24 protein-coding genes are annotated in these 24,420 nt (G+C 63.4%); 11 read left to right on the top strand and 13 right to left on the bottom strand.

Annotated elements, in window-relative coordinates:
* Nucleotides 1-35 precede the first annotated feature (35 nt).
* Entirely contained in the window at nucleotides 36-1,109 is a 1,074-nt protein-coding gene (locus AC1DZ8_RS02320) for a GGDEF domain-containing protein (protein WP_477400290.1), read from the top strand.
* Nucleotides 1,110-1,173: 64 nt separating this feature from the next.
* Here AC1DZ8_RS02320 and AC1DZ8_RS02315 read toward each other — a convergent pair whose 3' ends face one another.
* The 3 genes from AC1DZ8_RS02315 to AC1DZ8_RS02305 form a co-directional block, all read right to left on the bottom strand.
* Nucleotides 1,174-2,337: a porin gene (locus AC1DZ8_RS02315; protein WP_477300330.1), complete on the bottom strand. Its 1,164-nt coding sequence runs from the start codon at nucleotides 2,335-2,337 to the stop codon at nucleotides 1,174-1,176.
* 378 nt (nucleotides 2,338-2,715) lie between these two features.
* On the bottom strand, nucleotides 2,716-3,441 hold the full coding sequence (locus tag AC1DZ8_RS02310; protein WP_477300332.1) for an antitoxin Xre/MbcA/ParS-like domain-containing protein: 726 nt from the start codon (nucleotides 3,439-3,441) through the stop codon (nucleotides 2,716-2,718).
* 257 nt (nucleotides 3,442-3,698) lie between these two features.
* A complete protein-coding gene (locus tag AC1DZ8_RS02305; RefSeq protein WP_477300334.1) occupies nucleotides 3,699-4,691 on the bottom strand; it encodes an adenosine kinase in 993 nt (330 codons plus the stop codon).
* A gap of 210 nt (nucleotides 4,692-4,901) precedes the next feature.
* On the opposite strand from AC1DZ8_RS02305, the gene AC1DZ8_RS02300 reads away from it, so the two are divergent.
* Both AC1DZ8_RS02300 and AC1DZ8_RS02295 read left to right on the top strand, forming a co-directional pair.
* On the top strand, nucleotides 4,902-5,804 hold the full coding sequence (locus AC1DZ8_RS02300; RefSeq protein ID WP_477300336.1) for a DMT family transporter: 903 nt from the start codon (nucleotides 4,902-4,904) through the stop codon (nucleotides 5,802-5,804).
* A gap of 70 nt (nucleotides 5,805-5,874) precedes the next feature.
* Nucleotides 5,875-6,576: a sulfate transporter family protein gene (locus tag AC1DZ8_RS02295; RefSeq protein ID WP_477300338.1), complete on the top strand. Its 702-nt coding sequence runs from the start codon at nucleotides 5,875-5,877 to the stop codon at nucleotides 6,574-6,576.
* 9 nt (nucleotides 6,577-6,585) lie between these two features.
* Here AC1DZ8_RS02295 and AC1DZ8_RS02290 read toward each other — a convergent pair whose 3' ends face one another.
* The 6 genes from AC1DZ8_RS02290 to AC1DZ8_RS02265 form a co-directional block, all read right to left on the bottom strand.
* Nucleotides 6,586-7,584 (bottom strand): proline racemase family protein, encoded by a 999-nt coding sequence (locus AC1DZ8_RS02290; RefSeq protein ID WP_477300339.1) that lies wholly within the window; start codon nucleotides 7,582-7,584, stop codon nucleotides 6,586-6,588.
* A 9-nt stretch (nucleotides 7,585-7,593) separates the two neighbouring features.
* A complete protein-coding gene (locus AC1DZ8_RS02285) occupies nucleotides 7,594-8,397 on the bottom strand; it encodes an isocitrate lyase/PEP mutase family protein (RefSeq protein WP_477300341.1) in 804 nt (267 codons plus the stop codon).
* 77 nt (nucleotides 8,398-8,474) lie between these two features.
* Nucleotides 8,475-9,326: a hypothetical protein gene (locus AC1DZ8_RS02280; RefSeq protein WP_477400289.1), complete on the bottom strand. Its 852-nt coding sequence runs from the start codon at nucleotides 9,324-9,326 to the stop codon at nucleotides 8,475-8,477.
* 71 nt (nucleotides 9,327-9,397) lie between these two features.
* Nucleotides 9,398-10,057, bottom strand: a complete 660-nt coding sequence (locus AC1DZ8_RS02275) for an HAD family hydrolase (RefSeq protein ID WP_477300345.1) — start codon at nucleotides 10,055-10,057, stop codon at nucleotides 9,398-9,400.
* Nucleotides 10,058-10,159: 102 nt separating this feature from the next.
* A complete protein-coding gene (gene dut, locus AC1DZ8_RS02270) occupies nucleotides 10,160-10,645 on the bottom strand; it encodes a dUTP diphosphatase (RefSeq protein ID WP_477279177.1) in 486 nt (161 codons plus the stop codon).
* 105 nt (nucleotides 10,646-10,750) lie between these two features.
* The gene (locus tag AC1DZ8_RS02265; protein ID WP_477233545.1) at nucleotides 10,751-11,221 is read right to left on the bottom strand and encodes an Lrp/AsnC family transcriptional regulator; all 471 of its coding nucleotides are present in this window, start codon (nucleotides 11,219-11,221) and stop codon (nucleotides 10,751-10,753) included.
* Between the two features lie 115 nt (nucleotides 11,222-11,336).
* Here AC1DZ8_RS02265 and AC1DZ8_RS02260 point away from each other — a divergent pair, with 115 nt between their 5' ends.
* The 3 genes from AC1DZ8_RS02260 to AC1DZ8_RS02250 all read left to right on the top strand — a co-directional run bounded on the left by AC1DZ8_RS02260 (nucleotide 11,337) and on the right by AC1DZ8_RS02250 (nucleotide 14,078).
* Nucleotides 11,337-11,591, top strand: coding sequence for a DUF6356 family protein (locus AC1DZ8_RS02260; protein WP_477400288.1), 255 nt, complete (start codon nucleotides 11,337-11,339; stop codon nucleotides 11,589-11,591).
* 15 nt (nucleotides 11,592-11,606) lie between these two features.
* Entirely contained in the window at nucleotides 11,607-12,401 is a 795-nt protein-coding gene (locus tag AC1DZ8_RS02255) for a class II glutamine amidotransferase (RefSeq protein ID WP_477300349.1), read from the top strand.
* A 303-nt stretch (nucleotides 12,402-12,704) separates the two neighbouring features.
* Nucleotides 12,705-14,078: an amidase gene (locus tag AC1DZ8_RS02250; protein WP_477300351.1), complete on the top strand. Its 1,374-nt coding sequence runs from the start codon at nucleotides 12,705-12,707 to the stop codon at nucleotides 14,076-14,078.
* Here AC1DZ8_RS02250 and AC1DZ8_RS02245 read toward each other — a convergent pair.
* On the bottom strand, nucleotides 14,072-15,151 hold the full coding sequence (locus AC1DZ8_RS02245) for an NAD(P)/FAD-dependent oxidoreductase (RefSeq protein ID WP_477300353.1): 1,080 nt from the start codon (nucleotides 15,149-15,151) through the stop codon (nucleotides 14,072-14,074). The two genes, AC1DZ8_RS02250 and AC1DZ8_RS02245, sit on opposite strands and share 7 nt — an antisense overlap.
* A gap of 98 nt (nucleotides 15,152-15,249) precedes the next feature.
* Between AC1DZ8_RS02245 and AC1DZ8_RS02240 the strand changes: the two genes are divergently transcribed.
* The 4 genes from AC1DZ8_RS02240 (at nucleotide 15,250) to AC1DZ8_RS02225 (ending at nucleotide 20,824) form a co-directional block, all read left to right on the top strand.
* A complete protein-coding gene (locus tag AC1DZ8_RS02240) occupies nucleotides 15,250-15,846 on the top strand; it encodes a TetR/AcrR family transcriptional regulator (protein WP_477300355.1) in 597 nt (198 codons plus the stop codon).
* Nucleotides 15,843-16,772: a haloalkane dehalogenase gene (locus AC1DZ8_RS02235; RefSeq protein ID WP_477300357.1), complete on the top strand. Its 930-nt coding sequence runs from the start codon at nucleotides 15,843-15,845 to the stop codon at nucleotides 16,770-16,772. Before AC1DZ8_RS02240 ends, AC1DZ8_RS02235 begins: the two co-directional genes overlap by 4 nt.
* Nucleotides 16,773-16,865: 93 nt before the next feature.
* Complete coding sequence (locus AC1DZ8_RS02230; protein WP_477300359.1) at nucleotides 16,866-18,458, top strand: peptide chain release factor 3; 1,593 nt, start codon at nucleotides 16,866-16,868, stop codon at nucleotides 18,456-18,458.
* A 104-nt stretch (nucleotides 18,459-18,562) separates the two neighbouring features.
* Nucleotides 18,563-20,824, top strand: a complete 2,262-nt coding sequence (locus AC1DZ8_RS02225) for a glycosyltransferase (protein WP_477300361.1) — start codon at nucleotides 18,563-18,565, stop codon at nucleotides 20,822-20,824.
* 26 nt (nucleotides 20,825-20,850) lie between these two features.
* On the opposite strand, the gene AC1DZ8_RS02220 is transcribed toward AC1DZ8_RS02225, so the two are convergent.
* From AC1DZ8_RS02220 to AC1DZ8_RS02210, 3 genes are all read right to left on the bottom strand, one after another.
* Nucleotides 20,851-21,318, bottom strand: a complete 468-nt coding sequence (locus AC1DZ8_RS02220) for a VOC family protein (protein WP_477300363.1) — start codon at nucleotides 21,316-21,318, stop codon at nucleotides 20,851-20,853.
* A 37-nt stretch (nucleotides 21,319-21,355) separates the two neighbouring features.
* Nucleotides 21,356-21,883, bottom strand: a complete 528-nt coding sequence (locus AC1DZ8_RS02215) for an SRPBCC family protein (RefSeq protein ID WP_477300364.1) — start codon at nucleotides 21,881-21,883, stop codon at nucleotides 21,356-21,358.
* A gap of 114 nt (nucleotides 21,884-21,997) precedes the next feature.
* Nucleotides 21,998-22,342, bottom strand: coding sequence for an ArsR/SmtB family transcription factor (locus AC1DZ8_RS02210; RefSeq protein WP_477300366.1), 345 nt, complete (start codon nucleotides 22,340-22,342; stop codon nucleotides 21,998-22,000).
* Between the two features lie 198 nt (nucleotides 22,343-22,540).
* On the opposite strand from AC1DZ8_RS02210, the gene ilvD reads away from it, so the two are divergent.
* Nucleotides 22,541-24,385, top strand: a complete 1,845-nt coding sequence (gene ilvD / locus AC1DZ8_RS02205; protein WP_477300368.1) for a dihydroxy-acid dehydratase — start codon at nucleotides 22,541-22,543, stop codon at nucleotides 24,383-24,385.
* Nucleotides 24,386-24,420 lie beyond the last annotated feature (35 nt).

Genomic DNA, 24,420 nt, shown 5'->3' with positions numbered 1-24,420 from the left:
CGGCGCGCTCAGACCGCCAAAACGGGGGTGCGGCCATGAAGCATGACGGAGTTTCTGCATCCGCGGTTGGCCAGGGGGTCTACCACGACGAGCGGCTGGACGCGCTGCTCAGCATCACCGGCCGCATGGACGGTTATCTCTACCGTTGCCGCAACGATGCGTCCTACACCATGCTCTATATCAGCGACGGCATCTTCACCGTCAGCGGCTACCGGCCGAGCGATTTCATCCACAACGCGGTGCGCGACTACGTCTCGGCCATCCATCCGGACGATCTCGCCGCCGTCTATGCCGCCGTCGACACCGCGCTCGAGGCGCGCTGCAACTGGAACGTCGACTACCGCATCGTGCCGCAGGTCGGCGAGCCGCTCTGGGTCCGCGAGATCGGCGGCGGCGTCTGGGACGAGGCCGGCGAACTCGAATTCCTCGAAGGCTTCGTCGTCGACATCAGCGACCGCAAGGTCGTCGAGGATCTCAACGCCGAGCTGCTTTTGGAGCTCAAGGCCGCCAATGAGGAACTCTCCGCGCAAAAGCGCGAGATCGAACTCGCCAAGCAGCAGAGCGACCATTCGGCCAACCACGACGCGTTGACCGATCTGCCCAACCGGCGCGCCTTCCACAACGAGCTGAAATCGGTGATCGACCGTTGCGCCGGCTCCGGCGATGCAGCCGGTCTTCTGTTCATCGACCTCGACCGGTTCAAGCAGGTCAACGACACGCTCGGCCACGAGGCCGGCGATGCGCTGCTGCAGCGCGTGTCGGACAAGCTGCGCACGATCCTGCGCAGCGCCGATTTCGTCGCGCGGCTCGGTGGTGACGAGTTTGCCTTCCTGTTTTCGGGGAACGCGGAGCAGGCCAGGGAGAAGGCCGTGCGCGTGGCGGAGCGCGTGCTGGAGCGGCTGCGCATCAAGGTTCCCGCTCCGGGTGGCGACATCCATGTCGGCTGCACTGTCGGCGTTGCGATCTATCCGACGGAGGCTGCCGATCCGGACGCGCTGGTCGCGCTCGCCGACCGGCTCATGTACATCGGCAAGAAAAACGGTCGCGACCGGCTGGTCACCACCGACGCTTTGGGGTCCGAAGCCGGAGAGCTTCGCCAGTCCGCCTGAACGAAGCTCGAATGAAAAAGGCCCGCAGCGACGTGCTGCGGGCCTTTTTGTCGAGACAGGTCGATCAGAACGAGCGCTGGAAGCGGAGAATGCCGCCGACGTTGCTCTTCTTGGTGGCCTTGGTCCAGTTGTTGAAGTCGGCGTCGCCGAACTTGCCGGCATTGAGGTAGTCGACTTCAGCCGTGACCGTAAAGCCGGGCACAACGGTATAGGCAACGTTTGCAGCGATGCCGAGGTTCTTCCAGTCGTCATAAGACACCTGGGCGTTGAACGCGGTCTTTTCGTTGAACTTATAGGTGCCGCCGCCCCAGATTGCCCAGTTGCCGCCCCACTGCTTGTAGAAGCCGCGGCCGTGAGCATCGAAAGCGTTGCCCGCGTCGTCTGTGAGGTTATCGTCCGTACCATAGCCGCCCATGACGAACAGCGTGAACTCCTTGCTGACGTTGACGTCCAAACGGACCTTGCCCGCCACTTCCTCGTAGTTGCTGTCATAGGAGACGACGCCCGTGACCGCGCCCCAGTCGCCCTTGTACTTCAAGCCGCCGACGACATGCGGAACATAGCTGTCGATCGTGTGGAAGCCCGCGCCTTCTTCGAGCGAGATCACGCCCGAGAAGCCGCTGCCTGCGTCGAAGTAGTACTGAACGACGTTGCTCTCCTGCCCGCCGTAGGGGACCAGCGTATCCTGGATGACGGCGCCGGCATAGTTGGTGAACGTATCGAAAGCCGTGTCGTCCTTACCGACGCGCAGGCCACCGAGCTGGATATAGGCGTAGCGCAGCGAGACGGTGGCGGCATTGCCAGCCGCATTGATGTCGCCGCCAGGGCCATCCGCACCGACATCAGCCTGACGGTTGCCGAAGTTGAAGCGGGTCTCGGTGTAGGTCTTCAAGGTGCCGAGTTCGGTTTCCTGGCCGGTCCAGGTCTTCAGCGTGAAGCGGGCGTTCTTGCGCCAGGTGTCATTGCTGTTGCCATCCTGGTGGTCGTCGCTGGTCGCGCCGTCGAACGAGCCGACGTCGCCGCCACCGATGTCGTAGCGGACATAGCCGCCGATGCGCAGGCAGGTCTCGGTGCCGGGGATGTAGAAATAGCCGGCGCCGTAGACGTCGCAGATCTTGACGTATTCGGCCGGTTCCGGCTCGGCGACGACGACCGCGTCGGCGGCGCGTGCGCCCGAAAACGCGATCAGCGCCGCGGCGGAGCCGAGAAGAAGGCTCTTGATGTTCATTTTCTTGAATCTCCAGTCAAAGGTTCAAATTCAGGTCGGACACGGCGCTTGGGCCTGCCGCTTCACCCCATATTGAAAGCCGCGCACCGCGCCGTGCTCTCGGCCCTGACATGACCCATGAGGCAGCGGCGATCAACAGAGATTGTGTCCAGAAAGCGGTTTTCTGACTCTTCAAAAAGTATTGTTGCGCAATTATCACGTCATATATTTGATAAAATGGCACAATTGGCACAATCGGTACATAAGAGACGGAGATTTATGGGAATATATGGTGGGATATGCCTTGAAAATTCGATTATGACTGTGTTGTGAAATGCATTTAACTGACTAAGCAACGCGAGGCGTGATCAGCCGATTGTTCTCGATTGGGGCGGCAAATCAGGCCGGCGAGAAATCGCGCGCGGCCGACACGACCTCCTGCACCATGTCCTGCTTGAGCATTTCGATCGGCACGCGGCCGCCAAGTTCCGGTGCGGGGCGGTTCAGCCAGAACCAGGCAAGCCTCGGATTGGCGATCGCCGACAGCACCTCGCTGATCCCGGCCGCCGGCCTGCCATCGACGAACTGGGCCAGCGGGAAGACATGCTTGCGGCCGCCTTTGCGCAGCGCAATGACTTCGCTGCGCCTTTGCCAGCGATGCAATGTCGAGCGCGGGATGCGAAACTTCTCTTCCAGATAGGTCGACCCGGCGACCTCGCCGGCCCAGTCCTCGATCAGCATTGACTGAAGCGCCCGCTCGCCCGGTGGCGAGCCCGATAAGGCAGATGCAGCATTGCCGGTATTGGCTGTCGACGACGATTCGTCGATTGCGGCAAATGCTGGATCCTCAAGTGCAGTCTCAGGGCGTGCAGCCTTGTCCGTCATCCATTGGACGAACTCGGTGGCAAGCGCTGTTCCCTTGACGGTCTCGATGGTCACCTGCTTCATCGGCGAAAGGAACGCCAAGGCGGCAGCGATGCTGCCCGCAATAGCGCCGGCTGAAGCCAGTGCCTGTGTGTCTAGGGCGATGCCGTGTTGGATCAGCGCCTGCTGAACCGCCTCGCCGACAAGGCCTGCCAGGGCTTCCTGCGAGATCCCGTCCGTCGGGTTGTGAAATCTGGTCATGCATCTGTCTTGCTGGCCACGCGCTCTCCTCCCAGGCTGCGGCCGGTTGTTGAACGGCTACAGTGGAAAGCGGAAAGCGCGGTGACGACAGGCGCAGCGACCTGACCGGTTGCTGTCTTGCATTTTGACACCCCAACTGTCTGCGGGCGCCCCGAAATGTCAGTCGCGAGACGCCTCACACTGCATGTAGGTGTCGTCTGTGACGGGGGCGCGACAGAGACGTCGCTCGACGCCTCGTCAGAGGTGACGCAGCGGGACTACAGCAGGCCGGCCAGTTGGGCCGCGCTGCGCAGGTTCTGCCGCGGCCGCGGCCCGAGCTGCTGGATCACCAGCCCTGCTGCCAGCGAGCCGAGATCGCCGCAATCCTTCAGGCTGCGCCCCGCAGTGTAGCCGTAGAGGAAACCGGCGGCGTAGAGGTCGCCGGCGCCGGTGGTGTCGACCAGTTCGCGGATCGTCGTCGCCTGGATGGTGACGGTCTCGTCGCCGCGCACGATCACCGAACCTTTTTCGGACCGGGTGACGGCAGCGATCTTGCAGTCCTTGCGGATCGCCTCCAGCGCTTCGTCGAAAGATTTGGTCTGGTAGAGCGACTTGATCTCGTGGCTGTTGGCAAACACGATGTCGACGGTGCCCGAGCGCATCAGCTCGAGGAACTCGTCGCGGTAGCGATCGACGCAGAACGAATCCGACAGCGTCATAGACACTTCGCGCCCGGCTGCATGCGCCAGCTTCGCTGTCTGCCGGATCGCCTCCTTGGCGCGCGGCGGATCCCACAGATAGCCTTCGAAATAAGTGACCTTGGCGCCCGAGGCCTTGTCGGCCTCGACGTCTTCCGGGCCGAGTTCGACGCAGGCACCGAGATAGGTGTTCATCGAGCGTTCGCCGTCGGGGGTGACGAAGATCATCGAGCGCGCCGTCGGCGGCTGGCCTTCGAGCGGCCTGGTGTCGAAAGCAACGCCCTGGGCATGGATGTCATGGGCATAGATTTCGCCGAGCGGATCGTTCGACACCTTGCCGAAGAAGGCGGCGCGGCCGCCGAAACTGGCGACGCCCGCCGCCGTGTTGCCGGCGCTGCCGCCCGAGGCCTCGATCGCCGGGCCCATGCGGCTGTACAGCAGCTCGGCGCGCCTGGTGTCGATGAGGTTCATCGCACCCTTGATGATGCCGTTGGTCTCGAGAAAAGCGTCGTCGCACTGGGCGATGATGTCGACAATGGCATTGCCGATGCAAAGCACGTCATAATCCGGCATCAATGTCTCCGCCTTGGAACCTGCCGGCTTTCTGCCACGCCGGCCGGGCGCGGGTCTAGCGATTTGAGATCGCTTTGCCTAGCCGTCAAATCGAACTGGACCATGCGCGCCATAGAGATGTGCGGCTACAGTTGCACCGCCATCGAAGCATCTCGTCCGATTCCGGACTAGAACGGCGTCGATCACAACTGTTGAAGGCGCTTACAAGCTATGCCCGCAAAGAGCGACATGACCACCGAACTGGCGCTACTTGGCGTGCTGGCCGCTTTGTGGGGCGCGTCCTATACCTTCATCAAGATCGGTGTCGAGGCGATCCCGCCGATAACCTTCATCGCTGCCCGCACCTTGATCGCCGGCGGCATCCTGCTCGCGCTCATCCGCTGGCGCGGCCTCTCCATGCCGAAGGACGGCGCGACCTGGCGGCGGTTCATGGTCCAGGCCTGCCTCAACAGCGTCGTGCCGTTCACGCTGATCGCCGCCGCCGAACGCTCCATCGATGCCGGCCTCGCCACCATCCTCAACGCGACATCGCCAATCTTCACCTTCCTGCTGACCGCGCTCATCACCCGCCACGAGCAGGTCACCGCACGCAAACTCTTCGGTGTCGGCGCCGGCATAGCCGGCATTTGCCTGATCGTCGGCACCCAGGCGCTTGGCGGTCTCGGCCATCAGTTGTGGGCGCAGCTTGCCGTTGTCGCGGCCACGGTCTGCTATGCCGGCGCCGCCATTTTCGGCCGCGGCTTCAGGGGACTCGACCCGATGCTGCCAGCCGCCGGCTCGATGCTGTGCGGCGCGGTCATCCTCGTCCCCTTGAGCCTGGTGGTCGATCGCCCATGGACGCTTTCGCCGTCTACGGCCTCGATCCTGGCCTTGCTGGCACTGTCGGTGTTCTCGACGGCGCTGGCCTTCTGCATCTTCTTCCGCCTCATCCACACGCTGGGTTCGGTCGGCACCACGTCGCAAGCCTATCTGCGCGTGCCGATCGGCGTCGGCATCGGTGTCCTGTTCCTCGGTGAAAGCCTGGGGCCGACGGCGTTCTGGGGCATGGGTTGCGTCGTCGCCGGCGTTGCTGCGATGACCATCCCCACCCGCTCGCGGGTGCTGGCGCGCTAGCAAGCTTGCGGCCCAAGCGGTCTCAGCCTATCTCCGAGATGTCCATTTCGACCGAGGTTGGAGGCGCCCCGTGATTCTCGACGCTGCCCGCGCCGCCCTGAGTCGGCTGTTCTCTCCCGAATTCCGCGCCGTCTTCCTGAAGACACTGGGACTGACTGTACTGGCGCTCGTGGCCTTATGGTTCGCCTTGACCGGGCTTGTCGATTGGCTGGCCCTGCCCTGGGTTCACTCCCTGTTGCCTGGCCTGCCGTCCTGGGCCGGATGGCTGAGCGGCATCATCGCCGCAATCGCGCTCGCTTTCGGTATGGCGCTGCTGATCGCGCCGGTGACGGCAGTCGTGGCCGGCCTGTTTCTCGACGACATCGCCGAAGTGGTCGAGCGCACCGACTTTCCTGGCGACCCGGTTGGCAGGGCCATGCCTGTGCTGCGCTCGCTGGTGCTGTCGATAAAATTCCTCGGCGTCGTTATAGCGGGCAACATCATCGCCCTGCTGCTTCTGCTGGTGCCGGGCATCAACATCGCCGCCTTCTTCATCGTCAACGGCTACCTGCTCGGGCGCGAATTCTTCGAATTTGCCGCCATGCGTTTTCGTCCTGAAATCGAGGCGAGGGCGTTGCGCAGGAAATATGCCGGCACGGTATTTCTGGCCGGGCTGCTCATCGCCGCCTTCCTCGCCGTGCCGCTGCTCAACCTGCTGACGCCGCTCTTCGCCGCCGCCATGATGGTGCATCTGCACAAGGCGGTTGGCGCGCGGGAAAACGCCAGGCGATAGGCGGCTTGCTCAACGCAATAGAAACCCGCGTCCAAGGTCATCGTCCGGCTCGACGGTGAATTCGGCCCGCCCCGAATAATAGGCGCGGCCGCCGACGCGGGCGATGATGGCCTCATGCGGCCCGGCCTTGGTGGTACGCGCCGCCGCGCCGGAAAAGCGCGAACCGGCGATGCTTTCGAAGGTCCGCGTTTGATCGACCGCGATTTCGCCCTTGGCGTACATCGCCGCCAGCCGCGCGGTGACGCCGGAGCCGGTCGGCGAACGGTCGACCTCGGCATCGGCGAACACGCAGACATTTTTCGTCGCCTCGCCGGAAAACGCATCGCGCCCGTCGGTCAGAATGGTGCCGTAGAGAAAAGCGAGATCGGCATGGTCGGGATGTGACAGCGGGAACTCCGCCTTCAGCCGTTCGGTCAGCGCGGTTGCCGCGTCGACGAAATCGCGCACCCGGCTGCTGCCGAATTCCAGGCCGAATTGATGGCAGTCGGCTAGCGCATAGAAGGCGCCGCCATAGGCGACGTCGAAACCGGTCTTGCCGTATCCCGCCAATTCGATTTTCTGGTCGCGGGCAAACAGGAAGGCCGGCACGCTCTCGAACGACACCGCACCGGCTTTGCCATCCCTGACCTCGACCGAAGCCACGACCAGGCCGCAAGGCGCCTCGATGTTGACAATCGTCACCGGCTCGCGCCGCTCGACCAGGCCTTCATCGACGGCATAGCGGCCAAGCGCGATGATGGCGTGGCCGCACATCGTCGAATAGCCCTCATTGTGCATGAACAGCACGGCGAGGTCGGCGCCAGGCAGGTCGGGTTCGACCAGCAGCGCGCCATACATGTCGTAGTGGCCGCGCGGCTCGAAGATCAGCAGCTTTCGCAGGTGATCCAGATTCTCGCGCACATAGGCGCGCTTTTCCAGGATCGTGCCCTTGGGGATATCGGGATAGCCGCCGGTGATGATCCTCAGCGGCTCGCCGCCGGTGTGCATGTCGACGACGGTGAACGCCATTCGGGAGCCTTAGCCTGAGGATTTGGAAAACAGCGCCTGCAGCTTGCCGAACGGCATGGCGGCCCGGGTGAAGCCGAACGTGCCGTCCTGCTGGATCTCGCGCGCCGCTGTCTCCAGCATGCCGAAGGCGAAATTGGTCAGCCACGGCCCGAGCGAGATGCGCTTGACCCCGGCCATGGCGAGATCGGCAATGGTGAAACCGGGCAGTGCCATGACATTGACCGGCCTGCTCACCGCTGAGCAGACTTTCTGGATCGTCTCGACATCGTCCAGGCCAGGCGCATAAAGCACGTCGGCGCCGGCCTTTTCGAAGGCTTGCAGCCGCTTGATCGTGTCGTCGAGATCAGGCCTGTCCCATAGGAAATTCTCGGCGCGCGCGGTGAAGACGAAATCGTGCTTGAGCGCCCGCGCCGCTTCGGCCGCCGCGGCGACGCGCTCGACGGCGTGCGAAAACTCGTAGATCGGCTTGTCCGGATCGCCCGTATGGTCCTCGATCGAACAGCCGGCGAGACCTGCCGCTGCGGCCGCGAAAATGGTTTCGCCCGCCTGTTCTGCGCTGTCGCCCTTGCCTTTTTCGAGGTCAGCCGACACCGGCAGGCTGGTTGCCGCCGTCAGCTCGCGGCAATGGTGGATCATCGCCTCGAACGTCACCGCGCCGTCAGGCAGGCCGCGCGAAAAGGCAAAGCCGGCGCTGGTCGTCGCCAGCGCCTTGAAGCCAAAGGAGGCCAGAAGCTTGGTCGTGCCGACATCCCAGGGATTGGGCATGACGAAGGTCGAGGCGTGCAGGTCGCGAAAGATCTTGCCCTTGTCCATGGTGCTTCCCTTCATGTGCGGAATTGTGGTCGGATTCTAGCGTGCCGATTTGCACCGGGCAAACGAATGCGGTTGGCTCAGAAGCGTTTGGCGTTCTCTCCTGCCAATTTGTCCAGCGCGTCGGAATCCTTGACGTAATGCGATGCCGTCTTGTCCCAATGATAGGTGACGGAAATCGCGTGAGATTGAGCCTCGGGCGGTTGCTCATCACAGCTTTCGTCGCTGGGTGCCGTGGCGTCGGTCACCGTCACCTTGATTGCGGCATAAGGCTGTCCGTCGGCGATGGTTTGGAACGCCACATCCTGCGTGCGCCTGTAGGCGCAGACGTTCTCGTCGAACGTGTAGATCATGTCGACCAGTTCGAACTTGTCGTCGCGCACCATGATCAGCGGCGTGATCACATAGCCCTGGCTTGAATTGAAATGCGTGCTCATGGTGATGAGGACATCGTCGCCGGCGCCGACGGAAAGCTTGCCGGGCTCGCGGAAATAGGTGCTGCGGTCGACGGCGACATTGACCGCATCGAGCAGTTTTGGCTTGGCCGTGACGTCGTAGAGCGCCAGAACCGCATAGCCTTCGGCGCTGTCGGGAGAGTCGCCGAGGTCGTACAGCATCGCCAGCCGGTCCTTGCCGCCGGCTTTGACCGGAAGCACGCCGGCATTGGAGAGGCCCGAGGTCTCAGGCGGCGAGCCACCGCTATCCGCACCCTCGATGTGGCGCATCTCGATCGGCGATCCGCCCTTGTAGAAGCCGTCACTGTCACCGGTCAGGTCGGGGATGACCATTCTGGCGAGGTCGAGATAGGTGACATCCTTGTGGCCAGGGATGGCGCTGCCGAACTCCGGAAAGCTGACGGCTTGCGCGGCCGCGGTCCACAGCCATGGCAGCAGCACAAGCGTGAGAATGAAGCGAAGCAGGTTGGTTGGCATGGGCGCCTCAGGCTGGCTGCGCGGACCCTAGCACAGCTTCCGAAGGCGTCCAGCTTGCCAAACGGCCCGGATCAGTGGATCGGCACCAGCCCGGCCAATGCGCGCATGTCATCGAACAGGACGCCGCCGGCATCGGCCAGGCCGTCGCGGTCGGAATAGGGGTCGCCATGATAGGAATAGACGCGCATGCCGGCAGCAATGCCGGCCTGTGTTCCGGCGACGCTGTCCTCGATGACGATGCAGTCGGCGGGCGCAAAACCCATGGTCTTTGCCGCATGCAGGAACAGGTCCGGGAACGGCTTGCCGCGGCCGACCATGGTCGAAGAGAACATGGCGTGCTCGAACAGCGGGAGCAGCCCGGTCTGGCCAAGTGTGATGTGCATCTTCGAAATACGCGCTGATGTGGCGACGCAATAGGGGATGCCGGCTGCTCGAACCGCCTCGATGAAGTCGCGCACATAGGGGATCGCCTCGACGCCATGCGCGAACAGATCGGGCAGGCCGGCATTCCAGCGGTCGACGAAATCGGCGCCGAGCCGGACAGCGGTCGTCTCTTCGATTTCTTTCTGCACCGAAGCCATGCTGCGGCCGGAAAAGTATTTGCGGCAATATTCGAATGTGGTGGTAAAGCCGGCCTCGCTCAGCCACTCGGCAAGCCGCCGGTTGGCAAGGTTCTCGGTGTCGACGAGGATCCCGTCGCAGTCGAAGATGACCAGTTTTGGTATGCTCATTTATGCATGTCGCTCAAAAGTGGCCCCGGTTTTGAGAGAACGACATGCATCAAAATAAAGGCTTAAAGCGCGTCGCATGAATCCGTTTCAGCGCGACGCGCTTTAGGCGGTGCCGGTCGATCCGAACCCGCCCGCGCCGCGTGTCGTGGCGCCGGCTAGGCTGCGCTCCTCGACCGTCGCCTGCGTCACCGTGGCAAACACGATCTGGGCAACGCGCATGCCGCGCGTCACCGCGAAATCCTCGTCGCCAAGATTGACCAGCAGCACCTTGACCTCGCCGCGATAGTCGCTGTCGACCGTGCCCGGTGAATTGAGCACGGTCAGCCCGTGCTTGAAGGCAAGGCCGGAACGCGGCCGCACCTGGCCTTCCATCCCCTCGGGTATCTCCAGGATCAGCCCGGTCGGCACCAGGGCGCGCTTGCCCGGCAGGATCAGCAGCGGCCGGTCATCCGGCACCGCGGCGCGCAAATCCATGCCGGCGGCGCCGGTGCTTTCATAGGCGGGGAGGGGAAGTCCTTCACCATGCGGCAACCGGACGAAGCCGACAGTGGGACCAATGACGGAGGAATTTTGGAGGGCTGCGCGCATAAAATCGATCCTATCGGCGCGAACCGCGATTCGGTCAACTCGCCCGCCACGCTATCAACGGCTTTCTTTGCGGCGTCACGATGACCTGAGGTATGTTGAGAGGCGTCAGCGCAGTTCCACCGGCACGACCGTCGTCTCCTTGATCTCTTCCATGACGAAGGAAGCCGAGACGTCCGAAAGCGCCACCTTGGCGATCAGCCGCTGGTAGAGCCGGTCATAGGCCTTCACATCGGCGACGCGGGCGCGCAGCACATAGTCGAGATCGCCCGACATGCGGTAGACCCCGGTTATCTCTGAGAAACCGGTTACCGCGGCGCGAAATTTCTGCAGCCAGTCCGGATCGTGGTTGGAGGTGCGGATCAGGATGAACACCGAAAGCCCGAGCCCGAGCTTGTCGGCATCGACCAGCGCCACCCGGCCGGTGATGACGCCGTCCTCCTCCAGCCGCTTGACGCGCCGCCAGCAGGCGTTGCGCGACAGCGACACTTTTTCCGAGAGCTGGTCGACGGACAGCGTGCCGTCGCGTTGCAGCTCGGCCAGCAATCTTCGGTCTATTTCATCGAATTCAAGCGCCATGTTGGGATGAATGTCCCGAACTACAGCGTTAGGCAAGGACAAATTGAGACCGATGAACCTTTCCCCAGTGGCAAGATACCCAGCATCGGGGCTTATCCCGGCAGGAGGGATCACCATGACGACGCTGTTTTCGAAGCTGTTCACCTCGCACCCGGCCAAGGTCGGCGAAACCTATTTCAGCCACATGGCCTTCGCCGCCTGGTTCTCCTCGCGCCTCCTGATGGCTGCCGGAGCAGCACTCGTTCACGCTTTCTTGCCATTTCTCTTCGAGACTACGGCAAGCCGAATCGTTCGCGAACTCTATGAGCGGACGCACAACAGAGGCTCACATGCGGTCAAGGAGCCCCAGGCTCTCTTGGATCGCGGCTAGGAACGGTCGAAAGCGATGTGCCGATGGGCGGCCTATCTTGGTGAAGCGGTCTTCCTCGAAGACATAGTCACCGCGCCCTGTCATTCGCTGATTGCCCAGAGCCATTGCGCCCAGGAAGCCAAGTCGCCCACCAATGGCGACGGTTTTGGCCTCGCCTGGTATGGCGACCGGCCCGAGCCCGGCCTCTACCGTGACATCCTGCCGGCCTGGTCGGACCCCAATCTGAAGAGCCTGTGCCGGCAGATCAAATCTGGCCTGTTCCTCGCCCATGTCCGCGCATCGACCGGCGGCGCCACCAGCCGCATGAACTGCCACCCTTTCATTTCCGGCCGCTGGTCGTTCATGCACAACGGCCAGATCGCCGGCTTTGAAAAAATCCGTCGCGCGCTGGAGAATTCGCTCTCCGACGCCGTCTTCGATCAGCGCGAGGGCACCACCGATTCCGAACTGTTTTTCCTGCTGATGATCGACGAGGGCCTTGCCAGTGACCCGCAAGGGGCCGTGTCGCGCGCCACCGCTCGCGTCATCGAGGCTTCACGCCGCGCTGGCCTTGAGCCGGCCCTGAAACTCACCGCAGCCTTTTCGGATGGGCAGGCGCTGTATGCCGTGCGCTACGCGAGCGACACCCACGCACCGACGCTCTACACCTCGGTCCGCAATGGCGGCCGCTGCATCGTATCGGAGCCCTTCGACCGCGAAGGCGGCGACTGGCAAGCCATTCCGCCGGCGAGTTTCGTCACCATTGCAGGTGATGGGATGAGCATCCGGCCGTTCGTGCCGGCTGCGGCGAAGCTGGCACTGGTCGGCTGAGACAATCTAGGCCGCATTCCGTCGCGCCCCCCTCTGTCCTGCCGGACATCTCCCCCACAAGGGGGGAGATTGGATGTCGCGACGGCTTTCGCCAATTTCCAACGTTTGAAAGGGGCGCTGTCAGCGAAGCCGCTGATCTCCCCACAAGTGGGGGAGATGTCCGGCAGGACAGAGGGGGGCGCCGTAGAGCGCTGACATCAATCGACCTAAGCAAGCGCAATTCCGATCAAGCGCTGCCTGTCCTAGAAATGCTGAACTTGGCTTCAAGCCGTTATACGCGGGACAGCAGCCGGAGCATTCATCATGGACCTCGTCTTTTCCTCGACCATCGAACTGGCTGCTGCCATTCGAGATCGCAAGATCTCCGCCGCTGAAGCGCTTAACGCCCGCCTGGCCCAGATCGACCGTCACAACGAGGCGATCAACGCAGTCATCAATCTCGACCGCGAAGGCGCCTGCGAGCGAGCAAAAGAAGCCGACGCGGCGTTGGCGCGCGGCGACGCGCTTGGTCCGTTGCATGGTGTACCCTTCACCTTGAAGGATATGCACGAAACAGCAGACATGAAGACCACCGTCGGCTTTCCATCTTTCGCCGACTATGTCGCAAAAGCAGACAGCCCGGTCGTTGCGCGGCTCAAGACGGCCGGCGGCATTCCCATTGGCAAGACCAATGTCGCGACCATGCTTGGCGACTGGCAATCGGACAATCCACTGTTCGGCCGCACCAGCAATCCGTGGAACCTCGCGCGCACATCGGGCGGCTCCAGCGGCGGCGCCGCAGCAGCGGTGGCGACTGGGATGACGCCATTCGACATCGGCACCGACATGCAGAATTCGATCCGCCTGCCTGCGACGTTCTGCGGCGTCTATGGCCTGAAGCCGACCGAGCACCGTGTGTCGCTCGCCGGCGCCTTTCCCGATCCCGGCGGTGCCGCGCGCAGCGTCCGGCTGATGTCGTGCCTCGGCCCGCTGGCGCGCTCGGTGGACGATCTGGCGCTGATTTACAAGATCATCGCCGGTCCGGACGAAGCCGACACCGACCTTGCGCCCGTACCGGTCGAGGCTATGCCGGCGGTCAATCTCAAATCGCTGCGCATCGCCGTCGCGCCGTCCTTCCCCGGCTTTCCGGTGGCCGGCGACATTGCTGCTGCCGTCGAGGCTCTGGCGAAGCAACTTCAGGCCGCAGGTGCGATCGTTGAGCCGGCAAAACTGCCGAAGCTCGATCTGCGCGACGATCTGGAGCAAGGCGGCGCGCTGATTGGCATGATGCTGGAGGCCGCGCAACCCGAGCCGCCCGAAAACCCGACGCCGGTCTCACACTGGTTCGAGGCGCTCGCCCGCCGCGACCTCTCGATCCTGGAGTGGGACAGGTTCTTTGAGCATTGTGATGCCTTGCTGTGCCCGGTCGCCATGACCACGGCCTTCCCGCATTGCGAGCCCGGCACGCCGATAGAGGTTGACGGCAAGGAGCAGAGCTACTGGATGCTGCCGGCCTATGGCGCCGTTTTCAACTATTCCGGCCATCCCGCGCTGACGATTCCGTGCGGGCACGACCGCGACGGCCTGCCCATCGGCTTGCAACTGGTCGGCAGGCGCTGGTCGGAGGCACGGCTGCTTGGCATCGCCAAGGCGATCGAACCGCTTATCGGCGGTTTCCGTCGACCGCCAGGCTATTGAGCGAAGCGCTCCAGCCCGTAGGGCGTGAGCAGCGGGTCGCGTTCGCCGTCGAGGATTTCGCGGCTGGCGAAAAGCCCGACCGCCGGCGCCAGCGTGATGCCGGAATGCATGACGGCGATGTAGAGGCCGTCGGCGCCCTCCGCGCGGCCGATGATCGGAAAGCCGTCGACCGGATTGGGCCGATAGCCGATGGTATGGAAGTCGAGCTCCAGCCCTTCGGCGCCGTGCAGGGCTGCCTTCGCTACCGCAAACAGTTCGCGCGCCGTGGCGTCGGGGTTCTCGCCTGGATCCCCGCCGGCGAAATCCGAGCCGGCAATGATGCGGCCTTCGGCCGTCTGGCGCATATGCAGTCTCTCGGCATGGACCAGCCCGTTGAGCAGCTTCTTGTATGGCCGCGAGTGGACAATCAGACCAGGCGGCGTCTCGATCGGCAGTTTGATGCCGGCGGTAGCGGCAATATCGGGCGCCCCGACACCGGCTGCGATCACCACTTCGTCGGCTGCCATCAGCCCATGCGATGTATCGACACCGGTAATCCTGCCATCGGTCTGGACAAGTGCGGTTACAGAACTGGAGAGAATGCGCGCGCCGTGCCGTTCCGCGTCGGTCAGCAGCGCATTGGCTGTCGCTACCGGCTCGGCCACGCCTTCTTCCGCAACATAGACGGCGAATGCAGGCGGCTCGACGAGGTTGGGCTCGATCTGCGCTGCCCGCTTGGCGTCGACCCGTTCGATGCCGTAGCCCCATGCAGAGTGCTCGGCGGCGTAGGCTTCGAGCTTGTCCGCCGGCAAATCCCAGCACAGTCCGCCGCACCAGCTGAGCGGCAGCCCCGGCAGTTCGTTTGCCAGCCGTTTCCACTCGGCCATGGCGCGGCTGCGCAGCCGGAAATAGATTTCCGGGTTGCCCCAGCTGGCGTTGATCCAGGCAAAGGAATTGGGCGTGGCGACGCCACCGGCGCCGCTCTCGGAAACAACGGTGACCCCTGCGCCCGCCTTGGTCAGGTGCCAGGCGATCGATGCGCCGATGATGCCGGCGCCGATGACGATGATTTGCTTCGCCACGCTGTTCTCCATCTCGTTCCCGATAAGCTCCCACCTGCCATTTTGCGGCAGCTTTTGCCAATGCAAACTTGTGTGCTTGACACAAATACGTACGTACGTATTATTTGACTATGGCTAGACAATCACTCCGCGAAAAACTCCTTGATGCCGGCTTCCAGACCATTTGGAATTCCGGCTATGCCGCAGCCGGCGTGCGCGACATCGTTGCCGCGGCCGATGCTCGGCCGGGCTCCTTCACCAACCATTTTGCTTCCAAGGAGGAGTTCGCCGGCGAGGTGGTGGACCGCTACTTCGCCTATGTCAGCGGACTGGTCGAGAATGCGCTGGCGCGCGACGGCACGCCGCCCATTGGCAGGCTGCGCCGCTACCTCGATGTCATCACCTCGAAACTTGAAGCGCATGACTGGGCACGCGGCTGCATGATCGGCAATCTCAGCCTGGAGACGGCTGTTCACAGCGAGCCGCTCAGGCTGCGGCTGGTCGCCATTTTCGAACGCTGGCGCCAGCCTTTCGCGGCCTGCATCGCCGAGGGCCAGGCGGCCGGCGACATCACTCGGGCCTTCGACGCCGAGGATCTTGCAGATTTCCTGCTGTCGTCCTGGCAAGGCGCCATGCTGCGTATGAAGGTCGAGCGCAGTCCGGAGCCACTCGAGTGGTTCAAAAAAATCATCTTCAGCACAGTGTTCGCAAAGGAGACGACCCCATGAGTCCGAAAACCGACCTGCCTCAAGCTGGCGTCGCCGCAGCGCGACGTTCGCAGATCGCGGTATTCGATTCGACCATGTCCTATGTCGAGGCTGGCGCATCCGGTCCTACCGTTCTGTTCCTGCACGGAAACCCGACCTCGTCCCACATCTGGCGTAACATCATCCCGCATGTCGCGCCTTTTGGCCGTTGCATCGCGCCCGACCTGATCGGCTACGGCCAGTCCGGCAAGCCCGATATCGACTATCGCTTCTTCGATCATGTCCGCTATCTCGACGCCTTCCTCGAGGCGCTCGATATCAAGGATGTCGTGTTGGTGGCGCAGGACTGGGGCACGGCACTGGCCTTTCATCTGGCGGCACGGCGGCCGCAGCGCATCCTCGGTCTCGCGTTCATGGAGTTCATCCGGCCTTTTGAACGCTGGGAGGATTTTCACCAGCGCCCGCAGGCTCGTGAAATGTTCAAGGCGTTGCGCACGCCAGGCGTCGGCGAGAAACTCGTCCTGGAAGACAATGTCTTCGTCGAAAAGGTGCTGCCGGCCTCGGTGTTGCGCACAATGAGCGACGATGAGATGGCCGGCTACCGGGCGCCGTTCCCGACGCCGCAGTCGCGCAAGCCGGTGCTGCGGCTGCCCAGGGAACTACCAATCGAGGGCCAGCCCGCCGACGTTGCCGCCATCAGCGAGCATGATCATCGCGCGCTGCGGCTGTCCACCTACCCGAAACTGCTTTTCGCGGGCGATCCCGGCGCGCTGATTGCGCCGCAGGCCGCACGCGAATTCGCGGCCGTTTTGAAGAACTGCCGATTCATCAATCTTGGACCCGGCGCCCACTATCTGCAGGAAGACCATGCCGACGCGATTGGCGGCGCCATTGCCGGCTGGCTTCCGGAGGTCGTTGCAGCAAGCCGCGTGAGGGAATTGGCCTGAGCGAGCCGTCGGCGGCTCCTAAGCCGCCGCACCGGTCGACAGCCCGGCACTGCGCTGCTAGAAGCCCGGCCTGTCACACGGAAATCCCAGAGAATGCCTGAAGCAATACAAGAGGAAGTGGCGCGCCGCCGCACTTTCGCGATCATCGCCCACCCCGACGCCGGCAAGACGACGCTCACCGAAAAGCTGCTGCTGTTCGGTGGCGCCATCCAGCTTGCCGGCGAGGTCAAGGCCAAGAAGGACCGCATCCAGACCCGGTCCGACTGGATGAAGATCGAGCGCGAGCGCGGCATTTCGGTCGTCACCTCGGTGATGACCTTCGAGTACGAGGACAATGTCTTCAACCTGCTCGACACGCCCGGCCACGAGGATTTCGCCGACGACACCTATCGCACGCTCTCGGCGGTAGACTCCGCCGTCATGGTCATCGACGCCGCCAAAGGCATCGAGCCGCGCACGCTGAAGCTGTTCGAAGTCTGCCGGCTGCGCGACATCCCGATCATCACCTTCATCAACAAGATGGACCGCGAAAGCCGCGACCCCTTCGAAATTTTGGACGAGATCGAGCAGAAGCTGGCGCTGGACACCGCCCCCATCACCTGGCCGATCGGCCGCGGCAAGAATTTTGCCGGCACCTACCACCTGGCGCTGAACGCGGTGCGCAAGGGTGACGCGGAGAAAGACCGCACGCCGGTCAACGGTCCCGATTCCAACCGCGTCGCCGGCCTTTTGCCGGAAAACGAGCGCGAAGCCTTCATCGAGGAGCTGGAACTCGCGCGCGAAGCCTGCCGCCCGCTCGACATCGATGCGTTCCGAGAAGGCCATCTGACGCCGGTCTATTTCGGCTCGGCGCTGCGCAATTACGGTGTGCGCGACCTGATCGAGGCGCTCGGCGCCTTCGGCCCGCCGCCGCGCGCGCAGGAGGCAGACACCCGCAAGGTCGAGGCCACGGAGGACAAGATGACCTCCTTCGTTTTCAAGATCCAGGCCAATATGGACCCCAACCACCGCGACCGCATCGCTTTCGTGCGCGTCTGTTCGGGCAAGCTCGAGCGCGGCATGAAGGCCAAGCTGGTGCGCACCGGCAAGCCGATGTCGCTCTCGGCACCGCAGTTCTTCTTCGCCCGCACCCGTGTCACCGCCGATGAGGCGTTTGCCGGCGACGTCGTCGGCATTCCCAACCACGGCACGCTGCGCATCGGCGACACGCTGACCGAAGGCGAGGAAATTCTCTTCAGGGGTGTGCCGAACTTCGCCCCGGAAATCCTGCGCCGCGTCCGCCTTGGCGACGCGATGAAGGCCAAAAAACTCAAGGAAGCGCTGCACCAGATGGCCGAGGAAGGCGTCGTGCAGCTGTTTTCGCCCGAGGACGGCTCACCGGCAATCGTCGGTGTCGTCGGCGCGCTGCAGCTCGACGTTTTGAAGGAACGGCTGAACTTCGAATACACGCTGCCGGTCGAATTCGAGATGTCGCGCTTTTCCGTCTGCCGCTGGATTTCGGCCGACGACAAGGCCGAGACGCTTCGCTTCATCGAGGCGCATCGCGGCGACATCGCCCGCGACCTCGACAATGATCCGGTGTTTCTGGCCCAGCACGCCTTCTCGCTGAACTACGAAGCCGAGCGTTGGAAGGCGATCCGCTTCGCTACGATCAAGGACTACCAGGTCCGCGACAGGGCGGCTTGAGGGCAACTCGGCGCGGCAGTCACCCGTCGCGATAGCCATTGTTCATAACGCGTGACTATGAAGTGGCCATGTGGTTGGTTTCTCGCAACCGTAGCGGGAAGGCCATGGCGCGGCGCGAGGTGACTAAGCCTGAAGAAGAAATCGTCGCGGGCTATGACAGCTGGCGCCGAGCCAGATTGGCCGCAAGAATGGCCTCAACCGCCCACCAGCCTGTGCGGAACCATCTGATCACGGTCTTGGTGTGTAGCTCGGCATCGACGGGCGCGGCGACTGCGCTGACGCTGTCGACGCTGCTTGAGCAGACTTACCGCAACATCGAGATACTGGTCGCGGGAGCCCAGGAGGCAGAGCTGCCCGATCCGGCGGATTTCACCGCCCTGCGCGGACTGTTTGCGGAGCCCGCGCTTGATCCGCTGGACGTGCTGGCGAACCCCGCAACCGATCACCTTTGGCGCGGCAGCCATATTGTCTTCGCACTTCCAGGCACCACTTTCGATCCCGATGCGTTTGTTCTTTTGAACCGCATGCTTTCCGCGGCGGAGGAAGGGCCTCCAACGGACCTCATCCTATGTGATCACGATCGGTCCACCGGTGCTGGCCAAGCCCCCTGTTTTCTGCCGAGCTGGGACCCCGATCTGATCATGGCGACCGACTATGTCGGGACCGCTTTCATGGCCTCGCGCAAGCTGGTCGTCGAACAGCGTTTGGGTGAGCCGGCCAAATCATTGCACGGTTGGCTACGCAGTCTGGCCGACCGGCCCCTCGCAACGACCCTTCTTGCCGAAACGATCATGCATCTTCCCAGGTCTGCCGCATCCCCTTGGAGAGAAATCAGCCATGACAGGCCGCGTGCGACGAAAGACACGCTCATTCAGAGGAGCCTGCGGCACGTACGCAACGCTATTCTGCGGCGGCAGGAAATCAGGCCGCCCATGCCCGACATCGAGCAGCAGCCACTGCCATCAGTGCCCGATATCGAACAAACCAGCGATCAGCTCCAGGCACTCGCCCAATCCGCAGGCGTCTTCGATGCCGAATGGTACCTGAGCGCCAACAGGGATGTCGCAGAGCACGGCATCGATCCGTTCACCCACTATATGGGCAATGGTTGGCGAGAGGGGCGAAAGCCGGCGAGTGGGATCGACATTGAGGCCTACGCCTCGATGTTTCCGGGGTTCAGGCTGGGCGACGACAACCCGATGCTGTTCGTGCTGCAGAGCGGGCTTCGGCTCGACGCGGTGGGGCGAAAGCTTGCCGAACGCCAGGCCATTCAGCATCCAACCCGTCTGGAGGATGGACTTTGCGTAGTCGGCTATCTGTGTTCGGAGATCGGACTTGGCCAGGCGGCACGCAACATCGTCTACGCTTGCGACGTGGCGCGCCTGCCGGTTTCTTCGCGCTCGGTGACCATTCCCGGTCGCGACAACGCGCCCGAATTCGTCAGCAAATCCAATCCGGCGGTGGATCGCAAGGCTCAGTTGACTGTTACCGGATTGGCGGCGGCCGAACAGTATAGCGGGGATATTGCGCGGGACCGGCTCAACATCCTGTTTCCGTTCTGGGAACTCGGCCAAATCCCTCGGCGCTGGCACGACACGATACGCAGCTATGACGAGGTCTGGGCCCCCTCCCGCTTTGTCGCCTCGGTCCTTGCCGACATTTCCGGCCTGGCCTTGCACTATGTGCCGCAGCCCGTGCTCCTCCCCCTTCGGCAACCGGCGCCCCGCTTGAACCGCACGACGCTGCGCTTCTTCACCTATCTGGATTTTGACTCCTACGTCGCGCGGAAGAATCCGCAGGCCGCCGTCGATGCCTTCCGAGCCGCTTTCCCCTCGGCGCAGCGTGACGTTGAACTCATTGTGAAGACGCGTGGTGAGCGCGACGACGGGTTGCGGGACTGGCTTGGCGAGGTCGCGGCGCGCGATGAGCGGATCCGGATCATCGATCGTACCGTGGATCGCGCCGGAATCGATGCGCTGATGGCGGGATGTGACGCGTTCATCTCGCTGCATCGGTCCGAGGGATTTGGGTTCGGCGCCGCCGAGGCTCTGGCGGCGGGCAAGGCCGTCGTGGCCACCGACTACGGGGGCACGACCGATTTCATCAATGAGCTGACTGGCTACCCCGTGGCCTACAGGCTGGAGCCGGTTCGCCGCGGCGAGTACGTTGAGACCGAAAACCAGGTCTGGGCGACCGCGAAGGCAGACTCCGCGGTCGAGGCCCTGCGCGCCATCTATGCTTCTCCCGACGAGGCCGAGGCACGCGCTAGGCGTGGCTTTGCGCTTCTCAAGCAGCAAAATGCGCTGGCCGTGGTAGGCCAGCGCATTGCGCATATCCTTGGCGAGCACGGCCTGATCCAGCGATAGAGCCGGCCGCAGCAGGCGAGAGCAGCCTATCCCTTCGCCGCCGCTTCGATCTTGGCAATATCGATCTTGCCCATCTGCATCATCGCATTCATCGCCCGGCTGGCCTTGGCCTGATCTGGATCCTGCAGCAGGCGCGGCAGTTGTTCTGGCACGACCTGCCAGGAAACGCCGAACTTGTCCTTCAGCCAGCTGCAACGCCCGGGTTCGCCGCCTTCGGTTAGCCTGTCCCAGAAATGGTCGACCTCTTCCTGGTTCTTGCAGTCGATCGAAAGCGAGATCGCCTCGGTGAATTTGTATTGCGGTCCGCCGTTGAGCGCCAGGAACGGGACGCCGTCGAGTTCGAACGAGGCCACCAGCACTTTGCCTTCGAGAGCGTGGCCCTTGGGCCAGCGCGTCACGTTCAGCTGCTTGGAATTTTTGAAGATGGATATGTAGTGGTTCATCGCTTCTTCGGCCTGGTCGTCGAACCACAGGAAGGTGGTGATCTTTTGCATAGGTCTGTCCTCGTTTCTCTGGGGGATGATGGGAGGGTCAGGCGGCGCCCTTGGCGGCGTCCCGCACGGAAGCAAGATAGGCGTCGAGCTGGGCGTAGCTTTCGGCCATGCCGCTGGTCATGCCGGTGCCGAGCGCGCCGTCACGGGCCGCCTGCGAGGCGTAAAGCACCGTCTGCGTCAGCAGGGTTTTGCCGGTCTGCTCGGCAAAGGTCACCGTTCCGATCGTCTCGCCACCGGTCCAATCCTCGTCGAACAGTTCGGTGGCGACGATCCGGCTTGGCCGCACGATCTCGCGATAGGCGCCGCTCATGCCCATGCTGCGACCGTCGCGATGCTGCCAGACATAGCGCGTGGCACCACCCACCCTGAGGTCGATTTCGCACACAGCCAGCCGCCACCCGTCCGGCCCGTGCAGCCAGCCTTTCAAAAGCTCCGGTACGGTCCAGCAATCGAACACCATCGGCCGCGGCGCGTCGAAGATGCGGGTGATCTGGACTTCACGGTCGCTCGGCGTGGTCACGGTCAATGTCGCAACGGTCGAGCCGGGCAAGGTGGTGGTGCTCAAGGTGGTCCTCCTGCGTTTGTCTGTTTGCCCAAGGACGTCCGGCCGACTGGCGATCCGACACGGGCTTCTGATCTTTTCGGCGAGCGTTCGAGCTGTGGCCCCACCCGCTTCCGGCTATTGGTCCGCCGCGTCGGGGTTCTTCTCGGCTTGCATGGCGCCCAGCAGCGCGTCGAGGCGCTGAAAATTGCCTTCCCAGATCTTTCGGTAGCGTTCAAGCCAGTCATTGGCTTCGGCCAGCGGCCGGGCTTCCAGCCGGCAGGGCCGGCGCTGCGCGTCGCGGCCGCGCGAAATCAACCCGGCGGCTTCCAGCACTTTCAGATGCTTGGAGATCGACGGCTGGCTCATCGCGAACGGCTCGGCCAGTTCCATCACCGAGGCTTCTCCCTGGATGAGGCGGGCAAGGATGGCGCGCCGCGTCGGGTCGGCAAGCGCGGCAAAGGTGGCGTCGAGCTGGTTCATTTCGCGTCCATAGCCAATAAGGTATATACCCATTTGGCTATATACAGCCGAACGACCGTCGTCAACCCGCTTGCGCCTGGCGTTCTGGCGCATCGCAAAATTGTGGCCATACCAGATTGTGGCGTCTATAACGCCTGCGGTCCGAATTCAGCGCCGCCGCGCCGCCCGTCGAGCGCAGCCAGCCACCAAGGAAAAAATATGCCTGCCTATCGTTCCCGCACCACCACCCATGGCCGCAATATGGCCGGCGCACGCGGCCTGTGGCGCGCAACCGGCATGAAGGATTCGGATTTCGGCAAGCCTATCATCGCCGTGGTCAACTCCTTCACCCAGTTCGTGCCCGGCCATGTGCATCTGAAGGACCTCGGCCAACTGGTGGCGCGCGAGATCGAGAAGGCCGGCGGCGTCGCCAAGGAGTTCAACACCATCGCCGTCGATGACGGCATCGCCATGGGCCATGACGGCATGCTCTATTCGCTGCCGTCGCGCGAGCTGATCGCCGATTCCGTCGAGTACATGGTCAATGCGCATTGCGCCGACGCCATGGTCTGCATCTCCAATTGCGACAAGATCACGCCCGGCATGCTGATGGCATCTCTGCGCCTCAACATCCCGACCGTCTTCGTCTCCGGCGGCCCGATGGAAGCCGGTAAGGTGGTGCTTGCCGGCAAGACGCAGGCGCTCGACCTCGTCGACGCCATGGTTGCCGCCGCCGACGACAAGATCTCCGACGAGGACGTCAAGGTCATCGAACGCTCGGCCTGCCCGACCTGCGGCTCGTGCTCCGGCATGTTCACCGCCAATTCTATGAACTGCCTGACCGAGGCCCTCGGCCTGTCGCTGCCCGGCAACGGCTCGACGCTGGCCACGCATGCCGACCGCAAGCGGCTGTTCGTCGAGGCGGGCCATCTCATCGTCGATCTCGCCCAGCGCTATTACGAACAGGATGACGAGACGGCGCTGCCGCGCAGCATCGCCTCGAAGGGCGCCTTCGAGAACGCCATGACGCTCGACATCGCCATGGGCGGCTCGACCAACACCGTGCTGCACATTCTGGCGGCGGCCCATGAAGGCGAGGTCGATTTCACCATGGAAGACATCGACCGCCTGTCACGCCGTGTTCCCGTGCTGTGCAAGGTTGCGCCGGCCAAGTCCGATGTGCACATGGAAGACGTCCATCGCGCCGGCGGCATCATGGCTATCCTCGGCCAGCTCGACAATGCCGGGCTGCTCAACCGCGACCTGCCGACGGTGCACACGGCAAGCCTTGGCGAAGCACTCGACCATTGGGACATCTCCCGCACCACGAGCCAGAATGTCCGCGATTTCTTCCTCGCCGCGCCCGGCGGCGTGCCGACGCAGGTCGCCTTCAGCCAGGACCGCCGCTGGAACGATCTTGATCTCGATCGTGAAAAGGGCGTCATCCGCTCGGCCGAGACGCCGTTCTCCAAGGATGGTGGCCTTGCCGTGCTGAAAGGCAATCTGGCGCTCGATGGCTGCATCGTGAAGACGGCGGGCGTCGATGAATCGATCCTGAAGTTCACCGGCCCGGCACGGGTGTTTGAAAGCCAGGACGCTTCGGTCAAGGCGATCCTGTCCAACGAAATCAAGGCCGGCGACGTCGTCGTCATCCGCTATGAAGGACCGCGCGGCGGCCCCGGCATGCAGGAGATGCTCTATCCCACGAGCTATCTGAAGTCGAAGGGGCTGGGCAAGGCCTGCGCGCTGGTCACCGACGGCCGCTTCTCCGGCGGCACATCCGGCCTGTCGATCGGCCATGCCTCGCCGGAGGCCGCGGAAGGCGGCATGATCGGTCTGGTGCAGGAAGGCGATACGATCGAGATCGACATCCCCAACCGCACCATCCGTTTGGCGGTCAGCGATGCCGAACTCGACGCGCGGCGCGTGGCGATGGAGGCCAAGGGCGCGCTGGCATGGAAGCCCGAGGAAAAGCGCAAGCGCAAGGTGACGACCGCGCTGCGCGCCTACGCCGCCTTCGCCACCAGCGCCGACAAGGGCGCGGTGCGGCACGTGCCGGAGTAGCGCAGTTCTTCCCTTCTCCCCTTGTGGGAGAAGGT

The sequence above is a fragment of the Mesorhizobium sp. P2_F7 genome, from assembly GCF_056403695.1.
Note: the sequence above shows the minus strand (reverse complement) of the source record. Positions and strands in the feature narration are given on the sequence as shown.

What these genes read in the sequence shown, in the direction of transcription:
- AC1DZ8_RS02320 (WP_477400290.1), top strand. Translation starts at nt 36, where the DNA reads ATGAAGCATGACGGAGTTTCTGCATCCGCGGTTGGCCAGGGGGTCTAC.
- AC1DZ8_RS02315 (WP_477300330.1), bottom strand. Translation starts at nt 2,337, where the DNA reads ATGAACATCAAGAGCCTTCTTCTCGGCTCCGCCGCGGCGCTGATCGCG.
- AC1DZ8_RS02310 (WP_477300332.1), bottom strand. Translation starts at nt 3,441, where the DNA reads ATGACCAGATTTCACAACCCGACGGACGGGATCTCGCAGGAAGCCCTG.
- AC1DZ8_RS02305 (WP_477300334.1), bottom strand. Translation starts at nt 4,691, where the DNA reads ATGCCGGATTATGACGTGCTTTGCATCGGCAATGCCATTGTCGACATC.
- AC1DZ8_RS02300 (WP_477300336.1), top strand. Translation starts at nt 4,902, where the DNA reads ATGCCCGCAAAGAGCGACATGACCACCGAACTGGCGCTACTTGGCGTG.
- AC1DZ8_RS02290 (WP_477300339.1), bottom strand. Translation starts at nt 7,584, where the DNA reads ATGGCGTTCACCGTCGTCGACATGCACACCGGCGGCGAGCCGCTGAGG.
- AC1DZ8_RS02285 (WP_477300341.1), bottom strand. Translation starts at nt 8,397, where the DNA reads ATGGACAAGGGCAAGATCTTTCGCGACCTGCACGCCTCGACCTTCGTC.
- AC1DZ8_RS02280 (WP_477400289.1), bottom strand. Translation starts at nt 9,326, where the DNA reads ATGCCAACCAACCTGCTTCGCTTCATTCTCACGCTTGTGCTGCTGCCA.
- AC1DZ8_RS02275 (WP_477300345.1), bottom strand. Translation starts at nt 10,057, where the DNA reads ATGAGCATACCAAAACTGGTCATCTTCGACTGCGACGGGATCCTCGTC.
- dut (WP_477279177.1), bottom strand. Translation starts at nt 10,645, where the DNA reads ATGCGCGCAGCCCTCCAAAATTCCTCCGTCATTGGTCCCACTGTCGGC.
- AC1DZ8_RS02265 (WP_477233545.1), bottom strand. Translation starts at nt 11,221, where the DNA reads ATGGCGCTTGAATTCGATGAAATAGACCGAAGATTGCTGGCCGAGCTG.
- AC1DZ8_RS02260 (WP_477400288.1), top strand. Translation starts at nt 11,337, where the DNA reads ATGACGACGCTGTTTTCGAAGCTGTTCACCTCGCACCCGGCCAAGGTC.
- AC1DZ8_RS02255 (WP_477300349.1), top strand. Translation starts at nt 11,607, where the DNA reads ATGTGCCGATGGGCGGCCTATCTTGGTGAAGCGGTCTTCCTCGAAGAC.
- AC1DZ8_RS02250 (WP_477300351.1), top strand. Translation starts at nt 12,705, where the DNA reads ATGGACCTCGTCTTTTCCTCGACCATCGAACTGGCTGCTGCCATTCGA.
- AC1DZ8_RS02245 (WP_477300353.1), bottom strand. Translation starts at nt 15,151, where the DNA reads ATGGAGAACAGCGTGGCGAAGCAAATCATCGTCATCGGCGCCGGCATC.
- AC1DZ8_RS02240 (WP_477300355.1), top strand. Translation starts at nt 15,250, where the DNA reads ATGGCTAGACAATCACTCCGCGAAAAACTCCTTGATGCCGGCTTCCAG.
- AC1DZ8_RS02235 (WP_477300357.1), top strand. Translation starts at nt 15,843, where the DNA reads ATGAGTCCGAAAACCGACCTGCCTCAAGCTGGCGTCGCCGCAGCGCGA.
- AC1DZ8_RS02230 (WP_477300359.1), top strand. Translation starts at nt 16,866, where the DNA reads ATGCCTGAAGCAATACAAGAGGAAGTGGCGCGCCGCCGCACTTTCGCG.
- AC1DZ8_RS02225 (WP_477300361.1), top strand. Translation starts at nt 18,563, where the DNA reads ATGGCGCGGCGCGAGGTGACTAAGCCTGAAGAAGAAATCGTCGCGGGC.
- AC1DZ8_RS02220 (WP_477300363.1), bottom strand. Translation starts at nt 21,318, where the DNA reads ATGCAAAAGATCACCACCTTCCTGTGGTTCGACGACCAGGCCGAAGAA.
- AC1DZ8_RS02210 (WP_477300366.1), bottom strand. Translation starts at nt 22,342, where the DNA reads ATGAACCAGCTCGACGCCACCTTTGCCGCGCTTGCCGACCCGACGCGG.
- ilvD (WP_477300368.1), top strand. Translation starts at nt 22,541, where the DNA reads ATGCCTGCCTATCGTTCCCGCACCACCACCCATGGCCGCAATATGGCC.